The organism is Micromonospora sp. NPDC057141, assembly GCF_042670805.1.
Taxonomy (GTDB): Bacteria; Actinomycetota; Actinomycetes; order Mycobacteriales; family Micromonosporaceae; genus Micromonospora.
Genome location: NZ_JBHUVA010000007.1, coordinates 55,691 through 74,055, shown reverse-complemented (window position 1 = coordinate 74,055; position 18,365 = coordinate 55,691). Strand labels below are relative to the sequence as shown.

Below are 18,365 nucleotides of genomic sequence, written 5' to 3'. Positions count from 1 at the left end.
CCCGGCTGCGGTCAGAGGGTGAGCTGCCAGTCGGTCCAGGCGTCGACCGGGCGGAAGCCGAGCGCCTCGTTGATGGCGATCATGTGGGCGTTGGCCTCCGCGTTGAAGGTGTCCACCGCGCGCAGCCCCGGCTCGTGGTCGAGCGCGTACCGCAGGTTCGCGGCCTTCACGAGCAGCCCGAGCCGGTGGCCCCGGTGCACCGGGTCGACGATGGTGATCTGCTGGAACGCGTGCCACGGCGCGCTGGGGCCGACGTCGAGCGTCGTCCAGGCGACCAGCCGGCCGGACGCGACGTGCACCGCCCCGTGGTGGTAGCGGCGGCGGCCCCGGGCGTCGAGCGCCCGTTCGACGCCCCGGACCCGCTCGACGTCGACCCGCTCCGGCTCCCACTCCAGCTCGCCCAGCGGGGCGTCGGTCATCAGCCGGCCGTCGAGGTGGGCGACGTCGGCGACGTACTCCTCGGGGGCCGCCCCCCGCCAGCGGACCGTGCCGTAGCCGGCGGCGCGGGACCGGGCGTCGGCGAGCGTGTCGGCGAGCGCGGCCGGGTCGAGCCGGGTGGGGTCGAGCCGGCGGCGGACCTCGGCGAGCACCGGTCGCGCCCCCGTCGCGGCGGCGAACGCCCCGCCGGACCCGTCGCGCGCCGGCCCCCCGGGCAGCGCGGAGACCGCCATCCCGACCACCCGCTTGCGGCCCCGCTCGCGCAGCAGCTCCCGGCCGTGCGCGTGCAGCGCCCGGCCGACCCCGCGCCGCCGGTGCGTCGGGTGCGTGAACAGGTCGCCGCTGGCGTTCTCGGTGTTGTCGAGCTGCGGCAGGTCGAGGGCGAGCACGCCGGCCGGCGTGCCGTCGAGGCGGGCGAGCGCCCAGACCGGCACGTTGCCCGGCATCGGGTGCCGGATCGCCGCCTCGAAGCGCCGCCGGCACAGCGGCGGGAAGTCGGGGACGTCCGCCTGGTCGGCCGCCGCCCTGACCTCGTACGCCGCGTCGACCGCGCACTGGTCCGCCGGGTCGATCGGCGTGATCGTGATGCCCATGGGCCGAGGGTGGCCGGAAAAGGACGATCGGGCCAGCGAATTTCCCGCTGGCCCGATCGGACGTTGGTCGGGAGGGACGATCGCACAACGCCTCCGGCGTTGGGTCGCAAGAACGTAAAGTCTTCGGCGAAACGCCCTCCCGCACGGAGCATCTTGCGCCGCCCGGTTCCTGCCGTCAAGTCCCCGGCGGCGGGTTTTCGCGTACGGAGGGCAAAACGTCGGTTACCCGACGGATCGGCGCGCTCGCCCTCGGGGCGGGGATCAGGATCAGCCGAGGAGGCCGGCGTCGCGGGCGGCGCGCAGCGACGGCTTGATCCGGTGGGTCGGGCCGACCTCGGCGGCGACGGCGTCGATGGTCTTGAGCCCTTCGCCGGTGTTGAACACGACGGTCTCCGCCGTCGGGTCGAGCCGGCCGGACTCGACCAGCTTACGCAGCACCGCCACGGTCACCCCGCCGGCGGTTTCGGCGAAGACTCCGGTGGTCCGGGCCAGCAGCCGGATGCCGGCGCGGATCTCGTCGTCGTCGACGTACTCCATCCACCCGCCGGTGCGCCGCACGGCCTCCAGGGCGTAGAGGCCGGCGGCGGGGTCGCCGATGTTCAGCGACTTGGCGATGCCGGTCGGTTTGACCGGGGTGATGGTGTCGGTGTCGGCGTGCAGGGCCGCCGCGATCGGGTTGCAGCCGGCCGACTGCGCGCCGAACACCTTCCAGCCGCCGGCCGGGGCGTCGACGAGGCCGATCTCGACCAGTTCGCTGAACGCCTTGTCGATCTTGGTGAGCAGCTCGCCGCTCGCCATCGGGATGACCACCTGGGCCGGGATCCGCCAGCCGAGCTGCTCGGCCACCTCGTACCCGAGGGTCTTGGAGCCTTCCGCGTAGTAGGGCCGGACGTTGACGTTGACGAAGGCGGTGTCCTCGAACTCGTCGGTCTCCACCAGCTCGCCGCAGAGCCGGTTCACGTCGTCGTACGAGCCGTCGATGGCGACCAGCTCCCCGCCGTAGACGGCGGTGGTGACCACCTTGCCCGGCTCCAGGTCGCTGGGGATGAACACGATCGACGGGACCCCGGCCCGGGCCGCGTGGGCGGCGACCGAGTTGGCCAGGTTGCCGGTCGACGCGCAGGCGAACCGGGTGAAGCCGAGCGCCCGGGCGGCGGTGAGCGCCACCGAGACCACCCGGTCCTTGAACGAGTGGGTGGGGTTGGCGCTGTCGTCCTTGACCCAGAGCGGGGCCGTGATGCCCAGCTCGGCGGCGAGGTTGCCGGCGGCGACCAGCGGGGTCAGCCCCGGATCCACGGTCACCCGGGTGGCCGGGTCCTGGCCGGCGGGCAGGAGGGCGGCATACCGCCAGAGGTTCTGCGGGCCGGCCTCGATCTGCTCCCGGGTGACCCGGGCCAGGGCCGCCGTGTCGTAGTCGACTTCGAGCGGGCCGAAACACTCGTAGCAGGCGTGCTGCGCGGCGAGCGGGTAGCGCGCGGAACACGCGCGGCAGACCAGGGCGCGGGCGGGGCTGGCGGTGGTGTCGATGCCGGGCGCGGCGAGGGTCGACGTCATGTCGAGGAGGTCCTCTCATCTTTCCCCGCATCGCACCCTGCGGCGGGGACGGAATTGGCACCTGTCCGCGCCGTTCGCCATCGAACGCACGGGTGGTTGCCGGGGCTTCGTCGGGCCGTATCCCTCTGCCCCTCTGGATGAGGTATTCAGTTGTGCCCCGAGTCTACGGCGAAGCGCGGCGGCAGCCGCCCTCGGTTCCCAGCGTATGGGCCGGATCGCGGGTGCCGACTTGGTCACACCGTCGCTTTCCGCACCACCTCCGACACCCACAGCTACGACTTCCGGGGCTCCAGGAAGGGCGGGTGGCCTGCGGTTTCTAGCCTGACGGCGTGACCTATCCCCCGACGCCCGGGCCGCCGCCGAGCCCCGGCGTGCCCGGGCCGCCCCCGAAGCCGCGTGCACCCGGCCGGACGACCCGTACCGTGATCATCGTGGCCGCCGTGGTGGCGCTGCTCTGTTGCGCCGGCGCGTTCGCCGGTGGCGGCATCTGGTTCTTCCGCACCGTGCAGGGCGCGACCGCGCCCGCCCGGAACGCCGCGACCGGGTACCTGGACGACGCGCGGGCGGGCAACTACCCGGCCGCGTACGCCCGGCTCTGCGCGCGGCTGCGCAGCCAGCTGACCGAGGAGGAGTTCACCCGTGCCTGGTCGGCCGAGCCGCCCCTGGGCGGGTACCGGGTCACCCGCACCGAGGTGAGCAGCGGCACCGAAAGCCGGTCCCGGGCCGAGGTCACCGTCACGAGCGGGGACCGGGAGAAGGTCCTCACCCTGGTCGAGGAGGGCGGCGACTGGCGGGTCTGCGGAGGCCTCTGACCGGGTCCACCGCCCGGGTGGCGGGCGATCGCTACGGTGCGGGCAACCGCCACCCGAGAGAGGAACTGGCCGATGCGCCGGACCCTGCCCACCTTCGCGATCGCCGCCCTGGCCTGCCTGTTGACCGCGGGTTGCGGCGACGACGGCACCACCGCCTCTGCGGGTACGACCACCGCGCCGGCCGCCGACGCACCGGCCACCACGGAGCCGGCCGCCGCCGCACCGGCCACGGCGACGACCGAGCCCGCCGCCGCGCCGTCGACGGCGGCGGCCACCACCGAGCCGCCGAAGCCCACCCCGAAGAAGGTGCCCGCGCTGACCTGCAAGCAGCTCGCCGGCGCGCACGTCGGCAGCACCGAGGTCCCCTACCAGGGGTACGCCGACTACCTCCCGCTGTCCGAGGGCGTCTGGTCCGGGGAGGACGGCGCCACGGTCACCCTCCAGAAGCCCTGCGGGATCGGCGACCTCGACGGCGACGGGGCGGCGGACGCGGTCGGCGCGGTCGCCCTGAAGGCCGGGGGCACCGGCACCTTCCACACGCTGGTCGTGTGGCACAACGCCGACGGCGAGCCGGTCTACCGCAGCCTCGCGGAGCTGGGCGACCGGACCCCGGTCGAGTCGATCAGCGTCTCGGGCGGCGCGGCGAAGGTCGTCTGGCTGACCCGCTCCGACGGCCGGAGCATGGCCGAGCTGGACATCCGGCGGACGTCGATCTATCAGCTCTCCGGCAGCACGTTCTCCGAGGTGAGTCGCACCGACGCCCCGTACGCGCCGTAGCGGCCGGGTCAGCGGTGGCGCCGCCGGTGCGCCTCCCGTGCCAGGCGGGTGGACGCCCCGCCAGCCACAGCGACCCGCCCCGGCGACGGCACGACGGTCAGCCGAGCGTGACGGTCAGACGGGAGCGACGGTCACGCCGGCACCGAGCGCTTGCGCGGGGCGGGGGCCGCGACGGCCGGCTCCCGGCGGCGGCCCAGCAGGGTGTCGGCGGCCCACGTACCGGGGCCCAGCACCGAGATGAGCACGAATGCCCAGCAGAACAGCACCGACAGCTCACCGCCGTTGCGCAGCGGCAGCAGCCCTTCCGGCTGGTGCACCACGAAGTACGCGTACGCCATCGAGCCGGAGGCGAGCAGCGCGGCGGGTCGGGTGAACAGCCCGGCCAGCACCAGCGCGCCGCAGACGGCCTGGATCAGGGCTGCGTACCAGCCTGGCCAGGTGCCGAGTGGAACAGCCTGGCCGGTTCCTCGGGCACCGCCGAAGACACCGAACAGTGACGACAGGCCGTGGAACAGGAAGAGCAGGCCGATCACCATGCGGAACAGGGACAGGACCGGACCAGCGAGTCGGTCAAGGTTCATACCACACCTCCAGTGACAGAAGTCAATGCGATTAGGATGCGGTAAGAATTTGATAAGGTCGATACTTGTCCCTCTCCGTGGGAACGCTCCCACGGCATGTGGGACTCCCCCCTGGTCAACCGTCCCGGCAGTCACCGAACAGGCGCGACCGAGTGCGTCAGCGCCGGCGACAAGCACATAGATGCTGGTGCAAGCACCCCTGGAGGGCACCTCGCACCAGCATCTACCCCGCCGGCGGCCGGGCACGGGCCATCCGCCCGCCCCGACCGCCCCGTAACGAGGCCCCTCAGCTCATCGGATACGGCGACCCGCAACTGCGACCGTTGGCATAGCCGGGCACATTGACGAAGGCGATGGCGTCGTACGCCACGTCCACCGTGCCGTCGGCACCGTCGACGATGTTGTCGAGCTGCACCTTGGCCCCGGGGTAGAGCCAGGTCCAGCCGAGCGAGACCCACTTGTCGTCGTATGCGGTGACGTTCTGGTCGATCTCGCAGACGATCTGGTGGTCGGACCCGCCGGCCCCTCCGTCGCCCTGGGAGATCACGTACTTGACCTGTTCGTTCGCCCCGTGCGACGGCAGATGGACGACGATCTCGTAGTCGTCGGAGGGCAGGTCGGTCGTCCATGTTCCGAGAACCCGGTGGTGCTGAGCGTCGGCCCCGTCGTACGAGTGCGTGAACCATGTGTGGCCGAGGTAGCCGGCACCCAGCTGGTGCAGGTCGACCTGCCCGTAGAGCCCGGCGGTAGAGCCGAAAGGGCTGCCGGTGCGCAGGGTAAACTTGCCGCCCCTGGGTTGAGGCGCGCACCCGAGCCGGTTCACCCCGGACTCGTTGTTGAGGTTGTCGATGACAGCCGCCACCGTCCCGATGTCCGCCTGGAACGGTGTGCACGAAGGCGAGTACACGTAGCTGACCGGCGGCTCGGGCGCGCTCAGCGAATGGGCGAGATTCCCGGTGGCGCACTTGGCCGCGCAACCGTCGCCCCAGCTGGTCGTGCCGTGCCACCAGCAGTTCGAGTTCCAGGAGGGACACGGGTCGCTGGCATTGGGCGTGCAGTAGTTGACCGACCCGCAGAACTGGAAGCGACCGGGCAGTTGAAGGACGTCGCCGGAGCCCACGCCGAAGTTCGGCTCAGCGTACTTCGTCAGCGGGGGAATCCACTGCCACTGTGGGGTCTCCGCCCAGCCCATGATCTTCTCGGGATAGGACCAGTCGGCCGGGTGGCTGGCGTCGTCCAGGGAGGCGCGCAGGAACGGGGTGCGGTTCGCCGGGTAGTCTGGGTTGGCGGGGTTGTTGAACCAACCCACGCCGTACGGGCCACCCGTGTTCTGGTAGATCCCAGAGTTGTACCCCCAGACCGCGAGAAACCAGTTCTCGATGTACCGCGGGTCGCCGTTGTTCACTTGCGAACCGGTCGCCTGGACCTCCTGCCACTTCTGCACCAGGATCTTCAGCCCGGCTGCGATGTTCGCCATGTAGTCGACCGCGATGGCCTCCTGCTGCTCGGAGCTGTACGACGTCTGTCCGCTGGCCATCCCGTCGGTCACCTGCGAGATGCCGTAGCCGCAGTCCGCCTCGCCGTAGTCGATGATCTTGATGTTCTCACCGTGGGGGCGGTTGCCGTAGTAGTCCGAGATCAGCGGATTTCCGGCGTCACCCGGCACCGCGTGCCACGACGCCTGCGCGAGGTTCGTCTCCTGCGCCAGGATCGCCAGCATGAGCTGGGCCGGAACGAGCGGCGAACCCGCCGGCAGGCTGAACATCACCTGCGGCTTGTAGGTGGGAATTCCGGGGATCGTTCGATCGACGCGCAGCAGGTTGTTCACCGCCAGGTCGACGGCCCACTCGACCTGGTTGGCGCTGGGCTGGAACACCTGGTAATACACGTTGTTCCGGGGGATCGCACACCTCGGTTGGCCCGGGTCCGGCGGGACGGCAAGGGCTGCCATGCCCGCAGGGACCGGCCCAGCCAGCACCGTCACGTCCGCCGCCGTCCGGCGCTCGGTGCGAACCAGACCCGACCGGACCGCGCCGGCCCTGGGCGCCTGCACGGTGACCCGCAGTTCGCCGTCCCCCGGCGCCCGTTTGGACGTTCGCGCGTCCTGGCGCTCCGTCCTCATGCCGTGCACCATCAGGTGCCCCTCACGGGAGACCGCACGCGCCGGCCGGCTGCTACGCAGCAGGACGAGATCCTTGGCCGAGCCCTTCGTCAGGCCGTCGATCTCCCCGATCAGGGCGTTGCGCCCCCCGGAGAGGCCGAGCAACTCCAACTGCTTGCCCGGCGAGGTGCCGAGGTGGGTCAGCCGGCCCACCCGGTAGCGGTACGCTGCCGACTGCTCCGCCTCGCCGCCAGGCTTGACGGTCAGTAGGTCGACAGCGCCATCGGCGGTCGCCCGAACGGCGTACGGCTGTCCACCCGGCGTGGCGAGCCGGGTGAGCCGACCGCCCTTGCCCACTCGAACCAGCTCCCCGCGGACCACGCCGTAGTCGCCGTCGGCGGCGGGCGCGGGCGTGGTGAACTGGGCCTTGATCCGCCGGGTCTCGGTGACCCGGGCCGCCGCGGCATCGACGGTCAGTAGGTCGGTTTCCTCGTGGTCACGACCGATGGCCCGGGTGAGCAGGACCCGGTCCCCGGGACCACACGCCGGGTTGAAGTAGGCGAGCTGCACGCCACGGACCACCTGACGGGCCTTACCGGTCCGCACGTCGACCACGGCGGCGTACGCCCCGGCCAGCATTCGCGCCGGCTTGTTGGTCGCGATCACCGGGGCATACACCACGACGGCGTACCGGCCGGAGCCGGTGAGGCAGACGTAACCGGTCCAGCTGCCGACCCCGTTCTGGCCGTCGTTGAGGGTGGCGAGGGTGGACCAGGCGAAGGCGTCCTTCTCCCGAGCCAGATAGACGTGGAAGCCGTTGGTGTCGCCGGCACCGGCGACCAGCAGGTCCGACGACCGCCGCCAACCCGGGCCCAGTACGGTCGCCGGGTCGGCGATGGACGCCTGGCTGCCCATGTCGGGCACCGGGGCGGCCGGCGCAGCGGCGGAGACGGCCTGCGGGGCGACAGCAACCGTCGCGCCGAGAACGAGTGTCGACATCAGCGCCCGAAGGCGAGTGGCAAGCATGAACGGTCCTTCCTGGAGGGCGCGAGACAAACGCGGGGTGGCAACTGACGTCAGTGCCAGTTGGAACATCCGCCGGTCGCGCCCGCACCGGTGCTCTCCGGGTCGGGGTCGACGTCCTGCGATGTCGGATACGAGTCCGAGTAGCAGATCTTCACCGAGTAGTCCCAGCTCGCCATGACCGTGCGGTAGGTCTTGGTCGTCCCGGCCACCAGCGTGAAGTGCGCGCCGGAACCATGGCGCAGGATCCCTCCCTTGCCGCCGTACTGCGGCTGCCACCACAGTTGCAGGTTGAGGTAGGTGAAGTCGCCCGGGTCGCGCTGGAACACGAACTCTCCCCAGGTCGCCCCGCAGCCTCGGGAGCGATAGATGGTGGCGCGCCCGTCGACATCGAGGGAGCCCATGTCGATCTCCCTGACCTTCACCTGGTCGTCCCGGCAGCCCCATTCGCCGGGCCAGTTGCCATTGCAGTCCCAGCCGCTGCAATCAGGCGCCGCCTGGGCCGGACCCGCCGCGACGGCGGTCGTGGCGAGAGTGAGGAGCAGAGCGGTCAGAAGTGCGGTCAGCACCGAACGCGGGCGTGCTCGGCCCATCGACGTACCCCCGCAACTAGGAAACCGACCGCAACCGTAGCGAGACACAGCGCAACAGTGACAGAGTTGTATGGATGAGATGCTTGTGGTAGACATCGACTCGCACGCCGCTGTATCGGCCGGTGCACAACGGGGAGCACGAATTGACGATGTCGACATGACGCCCGGGTCCGACGACGCACGACCCACGACGCACGACGTTCGGGTCGCTCACCCACCCACTCGGCCCCGCCGGATCTTGTTCGTTGCCGCCGGTGCCGTGGCGGCCGCCGCACTGGTCGGGGTGCTGGTCGCCACCGTGGGGCTCGGCGGCCCCGACGACACCACCCCGACCGGAGACACCGCCGCCGCACCCTCAACCGACGAAACGAACGGCCCGAGCAGGCAGAGCGGCCCTGGCCCGACATCGTCGGCGACGGCCCCCGCGTCGCCCCCGCCCGGCCCTGCCGCCACTCCGGTGCCGGGCCGCTCGTTCGACTTCCAGGGCCGGCAGCCGCTTCCCGGCGTCGACCCTGACGTGATCGTGGCCGACCTGACCCGGCGGTGGCAGCTCACCTTCGCCTCGAGCGATCTGTACGGGGTGGGCACTCGCCGGTCCGGCGGGCGACAGGACAAGGAGAGCGGTCATCGGCAGGCGATAGTCATGGCCGACCGGAACCACCGACTGCGGACCCTGCACTGTCGGGCCGGCAACCCCGACGGGAGCCCGCTCAGCGCCGAGGGCTGGCGGTTCCTCGACGACTGCGCGCTGCGGGCCTATCCCGCAGGAGCGAACCGCACCGCCCTCGCCTCGTGGCTGGACGACCAGTTGCCCCGGGGCGGGCCCGCGACGGCGGGAGGCACCGACCTGCGGACGGAGCAGACCACGATCGGTAGCTGCGGCGTGACGCTGGAGTACGGCCCTGGGCTGGTCGCGGTGGAGGTCTACGGGGCCAGCGGCTGAATCCGGTGCCCGGCCCCGCCGTCAGCTCGTGACGTCCTTGCGGGTGAAGCGCCAGAAGGCCAGCGACCAGAACAGGGTGGCGTAGGCGATCGCGGAGATGCAGCCGCGCACCAGGTCGTCGGTCTGCACCGGCGTCGACAGCAGGCCCAGCCACGCGTTGGCGTAATGGGTCGGCAGGAACGCCCGGATCCCGCCGAGCGCCGTGATCTGATCCAGGATGCTGGACAGGATCCACAGCAGCACCGCACCGCCGACCGCGCCGAGCGCCGCGTCCGTGACGACGGAGAGCAGGAACGCCAGCCCGGCCACCGCCAGCAGGACGACCGCCAGGTAGCCGAGCACGGCCACCAGCCGCAGCAGCCCCTCGGCCGGGTCGAGCTGGGCGGAGACCTGGCTGCGCAGCGGCTCCCAGCCGTACCGGAGGGTGCCGGCGAGCAGGGCGGTGCCGGCGAGCAGCAGCAGGGCCAGCCCCGAGTACGCGAGCGCCACCAGCAGCTTCACCGCGAGCAGCCGGGCCCGGGGCACCGGCACGGCCAGCAGGTAGCGCAGGCTGCCCCAGCTCGCCTCGCTGGCCACCGTGTCGCCGCAGAACAGCGCCACCACCACGACCAGCAGGAACGACGCCGAGACCAGCAGGCAGAAGAGGGTGAAGTTGAGCCCGCCCGAGGTGGCCAGGTCGGCCAGGCTGCCGAACTCGCCCCCTCCCCCGCCGTCGTCGTCGCCGGAGTCGAACTGGAACGCGACCAGCACGATCAGCGGCAGCAGCACCATGAACCCGAGCGCGAGCTGGGTACGCCGCCGCGACGCCTGCCGGCGGAACTCCGCCGCGAACGGCAGGGTCGCCGACGGCCGGTAGCCGGCCGCCGCGCCCACCGTGGAAGACGACTGCGTCATCACCGGTCCCCGCTTCCCCGAGAGTTCTCGCCCACCAGGGCGAGGAACGCGTCCTCCAGGCGGCGGCGCGGCACCACCCGGTCCACCCCGATCCCGGCCCGGACCAGCTCGGCCACCACCTCGCTGCGGGCGGTGCCGTTGGTGTCCACCACCAGCTGCCCCTCGGCGTCGGGCAGCACGGTCACGCCGGCCAGCCGGCCCAGCACGTCGCGCGCCGCCGCCTGGTCGGTCACGTCGAACAGCACGCTCGGCGACTCGCCGACGATCTCCTCCACCGGGCCGGACGCGACGATCCGCCCCTTGTTGACCACCACGGCGTGGGTGCAGGTCTGCTCCACCTCGGCGAGCAGGTGGCTGGAGACCAGCACCGCCCGCCCGTCGGTGGCGTAGCGCTGGAGCACCCGGCGCATCTCGGCGATCTGCGGCGGGTCCAGGCCGTCCGTCGGCTCGTCGAGCACCAGCAGCTCGGGCAGGCCCAGCATGGCCTGGGCGATGGCCAGGCGCTGCCGCATGCCGTGGCTGTACTTGCGGGTCCGGCGGTGCACCGAGTCGCCCAGCCCGGCGATCTCCAGCGCCTCGTCGAAGTGCGCGTCGTCCCACGGCCGGCCGGTCGCCCGCCAGTATGCCTTCAGGTTGTCCAGGCCGGACAGGTGCGGCAGGAAGCCGGGCCCCTCGACCAGCGCGCCGATGCGGGACAGCACCGGCGAGCCGGGCACCAGCCGCCGGCCGAAGACGTAGATCTCCCCGGCGGTGGGCTGGGTCAGCCCCATCAGCACCCGCAGGGTGGTGGTCTTGCCCGCGCCGTTGGGCCCGAGCAGGCCGACGACCTGGCCGGGGTGCACCTCGAAGTCGACGTTCGACACGGCGACGAAGCCGTCGGCGTACTCCTTGCGCAGTTGGCGCACGGCCAGCGGCGTGTTCGCGTACTCGGGATGCACCGAGCTGTCCTGGCGGCGGTGCCGGCGACGGGCGATCAGGACGACCGCGGCGAGCCCGACCGCGATGGCGGCCAGCAGCCCGGCCAGCACCCAGCGCCAGACGACGGCCGTGGTGGGGATCGGCTCGCCGGCCACGGTCGGCAGCACGAGCGGGCCGTCGCCGACGGCCACCGTGTGGACCGCCGGTTCGGCCGGCGTCGTGTACGCCTGGTCGGACGTGGCCACCACGACCCGCAGCCGGTGCCCGGCCTCGACCCGGCGGACGATCGCCGGCAGGGTGACGGTGACCGGCTTCGCGGCCCCGATCTCCGCCGGCAGGCCGGTGAGCCGGACCGGGGCGACCAGCCCGTTGGGCAGGGTCGCCGCGCCCTGCGGGTCGACGTCGTAGAGCTTCACGAACAGCACCGCCTCGCCGCTGGCCGACGCGGCCCGCAGCGTGACGGTCGGCGACCCGGCCACGTCCACCGCCTCGGGCAGCGGCGCGGACTCGAACCGGGCGTGCTGGCCGGGCACGTCGCCGGCCACGCCGCCGAGCAACGAGCCGAGCGCGCCCGCGAACGGCACCGAGGAGATGGCCGCCGGGTTACCGTCGGGCGGGTTGGCGACCGGCTGGGCCGGGCCGGTCACCGCGACCTCGCGGCGCGCGTCGCCGGCCAGCCCCGGGTAGTCGGTGGTGCGGTAGCCGGTGGCGACCAGGCCGCGGTCGAGGGCGTCGAACCCGGCGATCCGCGAGTACGTGAAGTCGTCGCCGGGTGCCGCGCCCGCGCCCTTGACGTAGTGGTCGAGCCACTGGACGGTCAGGTACTTCACCCGGTCGGAGTCGTTACGCGGCCCGTCGCCGCCGTCGTGGCCGCCGGTGAACCAGGCCACCCGGACGGGGGTCCCGGCGGCGGCGATGCCGCGCGCGTTGGCGTCGGCCTCGGCGAGCGGGAAGAGCGTGTCGGCCTCGCCCTGCACCAGCAGGGTCGGTGCCTCGATCCGGTCGAGCACGCCGGCCGGGCTGGACCGGCGGAGCAGGTCCACGGCCGCCTGGTCGCCCCGCCCGGTGGTGGCGATCCGCAGGTACGCGGCGCAGACGTCGGCGGCGAACCGGCCGCAGGACGGGTCAGCGGCCCCGGTCGGCGCGCGCCCCGACCCGGTGCCCGGCCCCGCGCCCGGCGCCGGGCTCGGCGGGCCCGCCGACGCGGGGGCACCCTCGGGCTGGGCGGCCGAGTCCCCGGAGAGCCCGGCCGGACCGGAGCCGGCGTTGCCGCCGCCGCCGAAGAACAGCCCGGCCCAGCCCTTCTTGAACACGCCGGAGGTGGCGGGCCCGCCGGTGCTCTCCGGTAGGAACGCGCGGGACAGGTCGTTCCAGGTGATCATCGGGACGATCGCGTCGACCCGCTTGTCCTGGGCGGCCAGCAGCAGGGCCAGGCCGCCGCCGTACGAGCCGCCGACCACGCCGACCCGGGGGTCGCCGGCGGCGTCGGTGCGCACCTCGGGGCGGGCGGCCAGCCAGTCCAGCAGCCGTTCGGCGTCCCGCACCTCGTAATCGGGGCTGTCCAGGTGGATCTGGCCGCCGCTGCGGCCGAAGCCGCGCGCGGTCCAGGCGAGCACGGCGTACCCCTGGCCGGCCAGCTCCTCGGCGTCGGACCGGACCGACTCCTTGGTGCCGCCGAAGCCGTGCGCGAGCAGCACCGCCGGCACCCGGCGGTCAGCCGAGGCGCCGTCGGGCAGGTAGAAGGTGGTGTCCAGGTCGACCGGCTCGTCGCCGGCCGGCCCGGAGCGGACGGTGATCATCGCGGGCTCGGCGCGGAAGCCGGCCTCGCCGGGTCGGGCCGCCCAGAGGACGGCGGCGGCCAGCAGCACGGCCGCCACCGAACCGGCGACGATCCGGCGGGGGCGGGTGGCCAGGGCCCGTCGGACCGGTGCGGCCGACAACGGCGATCTCATGCGGCAACGGTACGGGGCGGATCCTGAGCGTTCGCTGAGATCCTCCGTACGTCCGTCCGGGCCGGCCGATCGGCGATCTGATGTGATCGTTTGCGCAGCGTCCGGCGCATCCCAGCGAGTTGAATTCGGATCACGTGAATTCCGATGTTCAACCGAAATCGCACCTGATCGGCCCATGTCCGCCGAGCTGTCGCCACCGACGGTGCCCCAGCGGTGGACGCGCGGTGACATCGCTCGAAGTGACGCAAAACTGACCGACTGACGGCTCTGCGTGTCGGTGCCGGTCCGCTAGTTTTCCGGTCCGGTGAACGGGACTGCTCGGCAGCCCCGGCACCTGCCCGTATCCGCCGTCGCCGGAGGAGAACACATGACCGTCCCCGCGCAGCGGGACCGCCGACGGCCCAACCGGACCGGCCGTTTTCTGCCGCTGGTGCTCGTGGTCGTGCTCCTCGCCCCGGTGGCGTTCCTCTTCGTCCAGCAGCGCCGCCTCAGCGGCGACGAACGCGACCTGGTGGTCCGCGAGCGGCTCGGCGTGGAGTACCTGCGCGCCCTCGGCCCCGTCACCCTCGCCCTGGTCGACGCGCAGTCCGCCGCCGTCGCCGGCCGGACCGTGTCCCGCGAGACGCTGAGCCGGGCCGTGGAGGACGTCGCCGCCGTGGACACCCGCCTCGGCGACGAGCTGCGCACCCACGAGCGGTGGGCCGGGCTGCGGGCCAAGCTGGAGGCGCTGCCCGAGAAGGGGCTGACCGACCCGCAGGCGACCTTCGCCGCGTACGGTGAGGTCACCGACCTGCTGCTGGCCCTGCACCGCAAGGTACGCGAGGCCTCCGGGCTGGTCCGGGACCGGCAGGCCGACTCGTACTACCTCCAGGACGCGATCAGCGACGAGCTGCCCGAATCGGTGGTGGCGACCGGCCGGCTCGCCGACCTGGCCGCCGTCGCCGCCGGACTCCCGACCGCCCAGCGCATCGCCATGGTGTCCCAGCTCGGCGCCCTGTGGACGAGCGCCGTCAGCCCCGCCAACGACCTGATCACCAACCTGCGCGCGGCTGTGGACAGCACGGACAGCACCAACCTCGGCGCGAACGTGCTCACCCCGCTGGACACCTACCAGCGCTCCATCGAGCGGCTCGGCGCACTCGCCGACCCGACCGCCTCGTCCAGCGTGACGGACGAGGCGGCGGCGGCCCGGGGGCTCACCAACCTCATCGCCGCCCGCACCGCCGCGCAGGAAGCCGCCAGGCAGCTCCAGCCCGTCATCCTCGACGAGTTGGACGGGCTGCTGGCCGACCGGATCGACCAGATCGACCGGGACCGCCGGCTCGCCGCCGGGGCTGCCGGCCTGGCCGTCCTGCTCCTCGCCGCGCTCGGCGCGGTGCTGGTCGCCGCCGCTCGGCGCGACCGACAGGCCGAGCGGGACCGCCGGCCGGCCGACGGGGACACCGGCCCACCGGCCGACGAGACCGGCTGGGACATTCGGGCCGACCCCCGGGGGCCCGCGCCGGCCGGCACGCTCGCCCCGATCGAGCCCCGGATGCTCCAGCCGGCCGGGCAGGGCCGCACCGCCGGCGCCGAGCCGTGGGGGCCCTTCGATGCTCGCTAGGCTCCGCATCCGGGGCAAGCTCGCCCTGCTGGTGATCGTCCCACTGCTCAGCACGGTCGGGCTCGCCGTGCCGATCGTCCTCGACCGGGTCGCCGCCGCCGGGCGGGCAGCGGACACCGCCGAGGCCGTCCGGGTGGCCAGCCGGGTCGGCAGCCTGGTCCAGGACCTCCAGCAGGAGCGGCTGCTCTCCGTCGGTCTGCTGCTCGGCCGGGCGCCCCGCACCGACGTGATCCAGCAGTCGGCCACCGTGGACGACCGGGTCGCCGACATCCGCGCCGAGCTGGGCGGCCAGCTCACCGACCGGGTCAGGCTCGCCCTCGACCAGGTACGGGGGCTCGCCGACGTGCGTGCCGCCGTGCTCGCCGGCCGCGCCACCCCGGCCAAGGTCATGGACGCCTTCGGCCCGCTCGCCCTGGAGCTGATCGACTCGCTGCGGCTGGCCTGGCAGGTGGACACCACCACCCCGGTCGGCCAGCAGGTGCTGGCCCTGGACGGGCTGCTGCGCGCCGACGAGAGTCTGGGCGCGTGCGCCACCCTGATCGTCCTGGTCAGGGCGACCAGCGACCCGAAGACCGTCGCCAGCTACATCGCCTGCATGGCCGCGCTGAACGTGGACACCAACCGGTTCCGCAGCCTCGTCACCCCCGAGCAGTTGGAGCTGGCCCTGCTGGACGACGCGGCGGTGGCCGCCCGGACCAGCCCGACGTTCATCGTCGACAGCGAGAAGGACCCCGTGGCCGCCATCGCCACGGTGCCGGTGGACACGCTCTTCCCCTCCGTCCAGTCGATGATCACCCTCGGTCAGTTCGTGGAGAAGAAGATCGCCGCGGACGTCACCACGCAGGTGCGCACGGAGCAGCGGCGGGCGCTCGGCGCCGCCTGGGTGGTCGGCGGCACGGCCGCCCTGATCCTGCTCGTCGTGGTGCTGCTCAGCATGGCGGTGGCCCGGCTGGTCGCCCGCCCGCTGACCCGGCTCACCCGCTCCGCCGACCGGGTCGCCCGGGCCGCCGAGGCGGAGCTGGTGCGGGTCACCGACGACGAGAGCGAGAACGTCCCGCCGGTCCACCTCGACCCGGTCGACGTCCGGGGCCGCGACGAGATCGGCGACCTGGCCCGCGCGTTCGAGCGCGTGCAGACCACCGCCGCCCGGCTGGTCGAGCGGCAGGTCGCCGGCCGGCGCAACGTGGCGCAGATGTTCGGGCACGTCGGGCGGCGTACGCAGAACCTGGTGGGCCGGCAGATCGCGCTCATCGACCGGCTGGAACAGCAGGAGACCGACCCCGGGCGGCTGGAGCACCTGTACCGGCTGGACCACGTCTCCAGCCGGCTGCGCCGCAACGCGGGCAGCCTCGTGGTGCTCTCCGGCTCGACCGGCACCGACGGGCACGTGGCCCCGGTGCCGCTGGCCGACGTGGTCCGCCTCGCGCTCGGCGAGATCGAGGACTACACCCGGGTCGACGTGCAGGTCCCCGCCGGGGTGTCGGCGGCACCGGCCACCGTGGGTGACCTGGTGCTGGCGCTGGCCGAGCTGATGGAGAACGCCACCATCTTCTCCCCTCCGCACACTCGCGTGGTGGTGACCGCCGCGCCGACCGGGCACGGCGTGCGGCTGTCCGTGGTGGACCACGGCATCGGAATGACCGAGGAGCGGCTGGCGGAGGAGAACTCCCGGCTCACCCGCCGGGAGCGGCTCGACCTCGTCCCGACCGAGGTGCTCGGCCTCTTCGTGGTGGGCCGGCTCGCCCGTCGGCACGGCTGGACGGCGGACCTCGCCCCGACCGCCGGCGGCGGGGTCACCGCCCGGCTGGAGGTCCCGTCGGCGCTGCTGGTCGTACCGCCAGCCGACCAGGCCGGAAGCACGGCGGCCCGGGCTACCGTGCCGGACCGCCCGGCCGGAACCGGCCGCCCGCAGCCGACCGGTTCCGGCCGGGCGCTGGCCGCCGTCGCCGCCTCGCCCCACCCCGCGCCCGCCGGCACCCGGCCGGTGGACGGGCTGGTGGACGAGGCCGTGGCGCTCGGCGTGGCGCTCGGCGTGGACCGCGAGCTGCTCACCCGCGCCACCCGATCGATGGAGTCGGGCAACTCCTGGAACGCCTTCGAGGCGGTCGCGGAGCCGCCGGCCGCCGCATCCGGGCAGGCGGGAACACCCACCCTGGACGCCCCGCCGACCGTCGGCGGCACTCCGGTCGTACCCGGCACCGCCGCTCCCCCGGCGGCCCCCGGCACGGTCCGGCCGTCCCGTGCCGCCGATCCGGTCGGCGGGGCCGGCAGCACGCCGGTCCTGCCGACGCGGTCCCGGGACATCTCCTTCCCGGCCGGCCCGCAGCCCGGCGGCCAGCCGGCCGGCCCGGCCGGCCTCGCGCCCCAGCCCGGCCTGTCCGGCCAGCGGCCCGGCCTCGTGCCGCCGCCCGGCGGGTCGGGCGGGTCGGTGGCCGGGGCCCTGCGGGGCGCGTCCGGCATCCGCCAGCGCGTGCCCGGCGCGAGCCTGCCCCACACCGGCCCGGTCGTCGGCCCGGTGGACGCCACCACCGCCGACCCGGCCGCCGCCCGCGCGCTGGTCGAGGAGTTCCAAGCCGGGGTACGCCGGGCCGAACTGCACCCCCCGGAGGCTCCCCCGGTGACGGCTCCCCCGGTGACGGCCCACCCGGCAGCGTCGCGCCCGGTGGTGGCCGCCTCCCCGGTGGCCGCTCCTCCGCTTGCACCTCCTCTGCTCGCCGACCGTCCCCGGCTGACCCGACGGGTTCCCGGCGCCAACCTGACCGTCCCGCCGCCCCGGCCCGCTCCGCCGGCCGATCCCGGCGACCCGGGGGAGGTACGCGACCTGATCAACCAGTTCGAGGCGGGCGTCGCCCGCGCACTGCGTGAAGCCCGTCCAGACCGCCGCTACGAAGAGGGATCAACACGGTGACCAGCCCGTACCTGCACGAGAACGTCGAGCACCAGCACCCCACCGACCTCAGCCCCGAGGCCCGCACGTTCAACTGGCTACTGGACTCGTTCACGTCCAGCACCGCCGGAGTGGTGGAGGCGATCGCGGTCTCCTCCGACGGGCTGCTGATGGCCATGTCGGCGATCAAGGACCGGTCCAACGCCGAACGCCTCGCCGCCGTGGTCTCCGGCATGACGAGCCTCGCCGGCGGCGCGGCGAGCTGGTACGCCCTCGGCGGCCTGAACCGGGTCATCGTCGACATGGCCGACGGCTACCTGCTGATCAGCGCGATCAGCGCCGGCTCGGTGCTCGGGGTGGTGGCCGACCGGTCGGCGAACCTCGGCACGGTGGCGTACGAGATGACCCTCTTCGCCGGGCGGGCCGGCGGCGCCCTCACCCCGCGACTGATCGCCGAGCTGAAGAACGCCGTCCAGCAGTGAGCCCGGAGGTCGCCGGCACCGGGCCGGATCCGGAACCCGCCGTCCGGATCCGGCCCTACCTGCGGGCGCCCTCCCCGGGCGACGGCGGGCCGGGCGGCCCGCCGGGTGGACCGGGCGGCTTCCCCGGCGACCAGGGCGGCCACCCTGGGTTCACCGGCGGTCCGGGTGGCACTCCCGGCTTTCCCGGTGGCACTCCCGGCTTTCCCGGTGGCAC

Annotated in this window: 13 protein-coding genes and 1 riboswitch; of the genes, 6 read left to right on the top strand and 7 right to left on the bottom strand. The window is 73.6% G+C overall.

From position 1 onward, the window contains the following. Positions 1-11: 11 nt before the first annotated feature. Positions 12-1,031 (bottom strand): GNAT family N-acetyltransferase, encoded by a 1,020-nt coding sequence (locus ACFT41_RS07285; RefSeq protein WP_377582128.1) that lies wholly within the window; start codon positions 1,029-1,031, stop codon positions 12-14. A 267-nt stretch (positions 1,032-1,298) separates the two neighbouring features. Continuing rightward, positions 1,299-2,585: a threonine synthase gene (gene thrC / locus ACFT41_RS07280; protein WP_377582126.1), complete on the bottom strand. Its 1,287-nt coding sequence runs from the start codon at positions 2,583-2,585 to the stop codon at positions 1,299-1,301. A gap of 12 nt (positions 2,586-2,597) precedes the next feature. Continuing rightward, positions 2,598-2,729: riboswitch (SAM riboswitch) on the bottom strand. A gap of 185 nt (positions 2,730-2,914) precedes the next feature. Here thrC and ACFT41_RS07275 point away from each other — a divergent pair. Both ACFT41_RS07275 and ACFT41_RS07270 read left to right on the top strand, forming a co-directional pair. Then, the gene (locus ACFT41_RS07275) at positions 2,915-3,397 is read left to right on the top strand and encodes a hypothetical protein (RefSeq protein ID WP_377582123.1); all 483 of its coding nucleotides are present in this window, start codon (positions 2,915-2,917) and stop codon (positions 3,395-3,397) included. A gap of 72 nt (positions 3,398-3,469) precedes the next feature. After that, on the top strand, positions 3,470-4,174 hold the full coding sequence (locus ACFT41_RS07270; protein ID WP_377582121.1) for a hypothetical protein: 705 nt from the start codon (positions 3,470-3,472) through the stop codon (positions 4,172-4,174). A gap of 131 nt (positions 4,175-4,305) precedes the next feature. On the opposite strand, the gene ACFT41_RS07265 is transcribed toward ACFT41_RS07270, so the two are convergent. The 3 genes from ACFT41_RS07265 to ACFT41_RS07255 form a co-directional block, all read right to left on the bottom strand. After that, entirely contained in the window at positions 4,306-4,755 is a 450-nt protein-coding gene (locus tag ACFT41_RS07265; RefSeq protein WP_377582118.1) for a DoxX family protein, read from the bottom strand. Positions 4,756-5,041: 286 nt separating this feature from the next. Then, entirely contained in the window at positions 5,042-7,882 is a 2,841-nt protein-coding gene (locus ACFT41_RS07260; RefSeq protein ID WP_377613761.1) for a hypothetical protein, read from the bottom strand. Between the two features lie 50 nt (positions 7,883-7,932). After that, positions 7,933-8,448, bottom strand: coding sequence for a hypothetical protein (locus tag ACFT41_RS07255; RefSeq protein WP_377582112.1), 516 nt, complete (start codon positions 8,446-8,448; stop codon positions 7,933-7,935). A 283-nt stretch (positions 8,449-8,731) separates the two neighbouring features. Between ACFT41_RS07255 and ACFT41_RS07250 the strand changes: the two genes are divergently transcribed. Beyond that, positions 8,732-9,415: a hypothetical protein gene (locus ACFT41_RS07250; RefSeq protein WP_377582109.1), complete on the top strand. Its 684-nt coding sequence runs from the start codon at positions 8,732-8,734 to the stop codon at positions 9,413-9,415. A 21-nt stretch (positions 9,416-9,436) separates the two neighbouring features. Here ACFT41_RS07250 and ACFT41_RS07245 read toward each other — a convergent pair whose 3' ends face one another. Both ACFT41_RS07245 and ACFT41_RS07240 read right to left on the bottom strand, forming a co-directional pair. Continuing rightward, positions 9,437-10,309, bottom strand: coding sequence for an ABC transporter permease subunit (locus ACFT41_RS07245; RefSeq protein WP_377582107.1), 873 nt, complete (start codon positions 10,307-10,309; stop codon positions 9,437-9,439). Beyond that, entirely contained in the window at positions 10,309-13,179 is a 2,871-nt protein-coding gene (locus tag ACFT41_RS07240) for an alpha/beta fold hydrolase (RefSeq protein ID WP_377582104.1), read from the bottom strand. Before ACFT41_RS07240 ends, ACFT41_RS07245 begins: the two co-directional genes overlap by 1 nt. Positions 13,180-13,546: 367 nt before the next feature. Here ACFT41_RS07240 and ACFT41_RS07235 point away from each other — a divergent pair, with 367 nt between their 5' ends. The 3 genes from ACFT41_RS07235 to ACFT41_RS07225 are packed head-to-tail and all read left to right on the top strand — an operon-like array spanning position 13,547 to position 18,151. Next, the gene (locus tag ACFT41_RS07235) at positions 13,547-14,782 is read left to right on the top strand and encodes a hypothetical protein (RefSeq protein ID WP_377582101.1); all 1,236 of its coding nucleotides are present in this window, start codon (positions 13,547-13,549) and stop codon (positions 14,780-14,782) included. Beyond that, the gene (locus tag ACFT41_RS07230) at positions 14,772-17,690 is read left to right on the top strand and encodes a nitrate- and nitrite sensing domain-containing protein (protein WP_377582098.1); all 2,919 of its coding nucleotides are present in this window, start codon (positions 14,772-14,774) and stop codon (positions 17,688-17,690) included. Before ACFT41_RS07235 ends, ACFT41_RS07230 begins: the two co-directional genes overlap by 11 nt. Then, positions 17,687-18,151, top strand: coding sequence for a roadblock/LC7 domain-containing protein (locus tag ACFT41_RS07225; RefSeq protein ID WP_377582096.1), 465 nt, complete (start codon positions 17,687-17,689; stop codon positions 18,149-18,151). Before ACFT41_RS07230 ends, ACFT41_RS07225 begins: the two co-directional genes overlap by 4 nt. Positions 18,152-18,365 lie beyond the last annotated feature (214 nt).

What these genes read in the sequence shown, in the direction of transcription:
- ACFT41_RS07240 (WP_377582104.1), bottom strand. Translation starts at nt 13,179, where the DNA reads ATGAGATCGCCGTTGTCGGCCGCACCGGTCCGACGGGCCCTGGCCACC.
- ACFT41_RS07285 (WP_377582128.1), bottom strand. Translation starts at nt 1,031, where the DNA reads ATGGGCATCACGATCACGCCGATCGACCCGGCGGACCAGTGCGCGGTC.
- ACFT41_RS07230 (WP_377582098.1), top strand. Translation starts at nt 14,772, where the DNA reads ATGCTCGCTAGGCTCCGCATCCGGGGCAAGCTCGCCCTGCTGGTGATC.
- ACFT41_RS07270 (WP_377582121.1), top strand. Translation starts at nt 3,470, where the DNA reads ATGCGCCGGACCCTGCCCACCTTCGCGATCGCCGCCCTGGCCTGCCTG.
- ACFT41_RS07260 (WP_377613761.1), bottom strand. Translation starts at nt 7,882, where the DNA reads ATGCTTGCCACTCGCCTTCGGGCGCTGATGTCGACACTCGTTCTCGGC.
- ACFT41_RS07245 (WP_377582107.1), bottom strand. Translation starts at nt 10,309, where the DNA reads ATGACGCAGTCGTCTTCCACGGTGGGCGCGGCGGCCGGCTACCGGCCG.
- thrC (WP_377582126.1), bottom strand. Translation starts at nt 2,585, where the DNA reads ATGACGTCGACCCTCGCCGCGCCCGGCATCGACACCACCGCCAGCCCC.
- ACFT41_RS07235 (WP_377582101.1), top strand. Translation starts at nt 13,547, where the DNA reads ATGACCGTCCCCGCGCAGCGGGACCGCCGACGGCCCAACCGGACCGGC.
- ACFT41_RS07265 (WP_377582118.1), bottom strand. Translation starts at nt 4,755, where the DNA reads ATGAACCTTGACCGACTCGCTGGTCCGGTCCTGTCCCTGTTCCGCATG.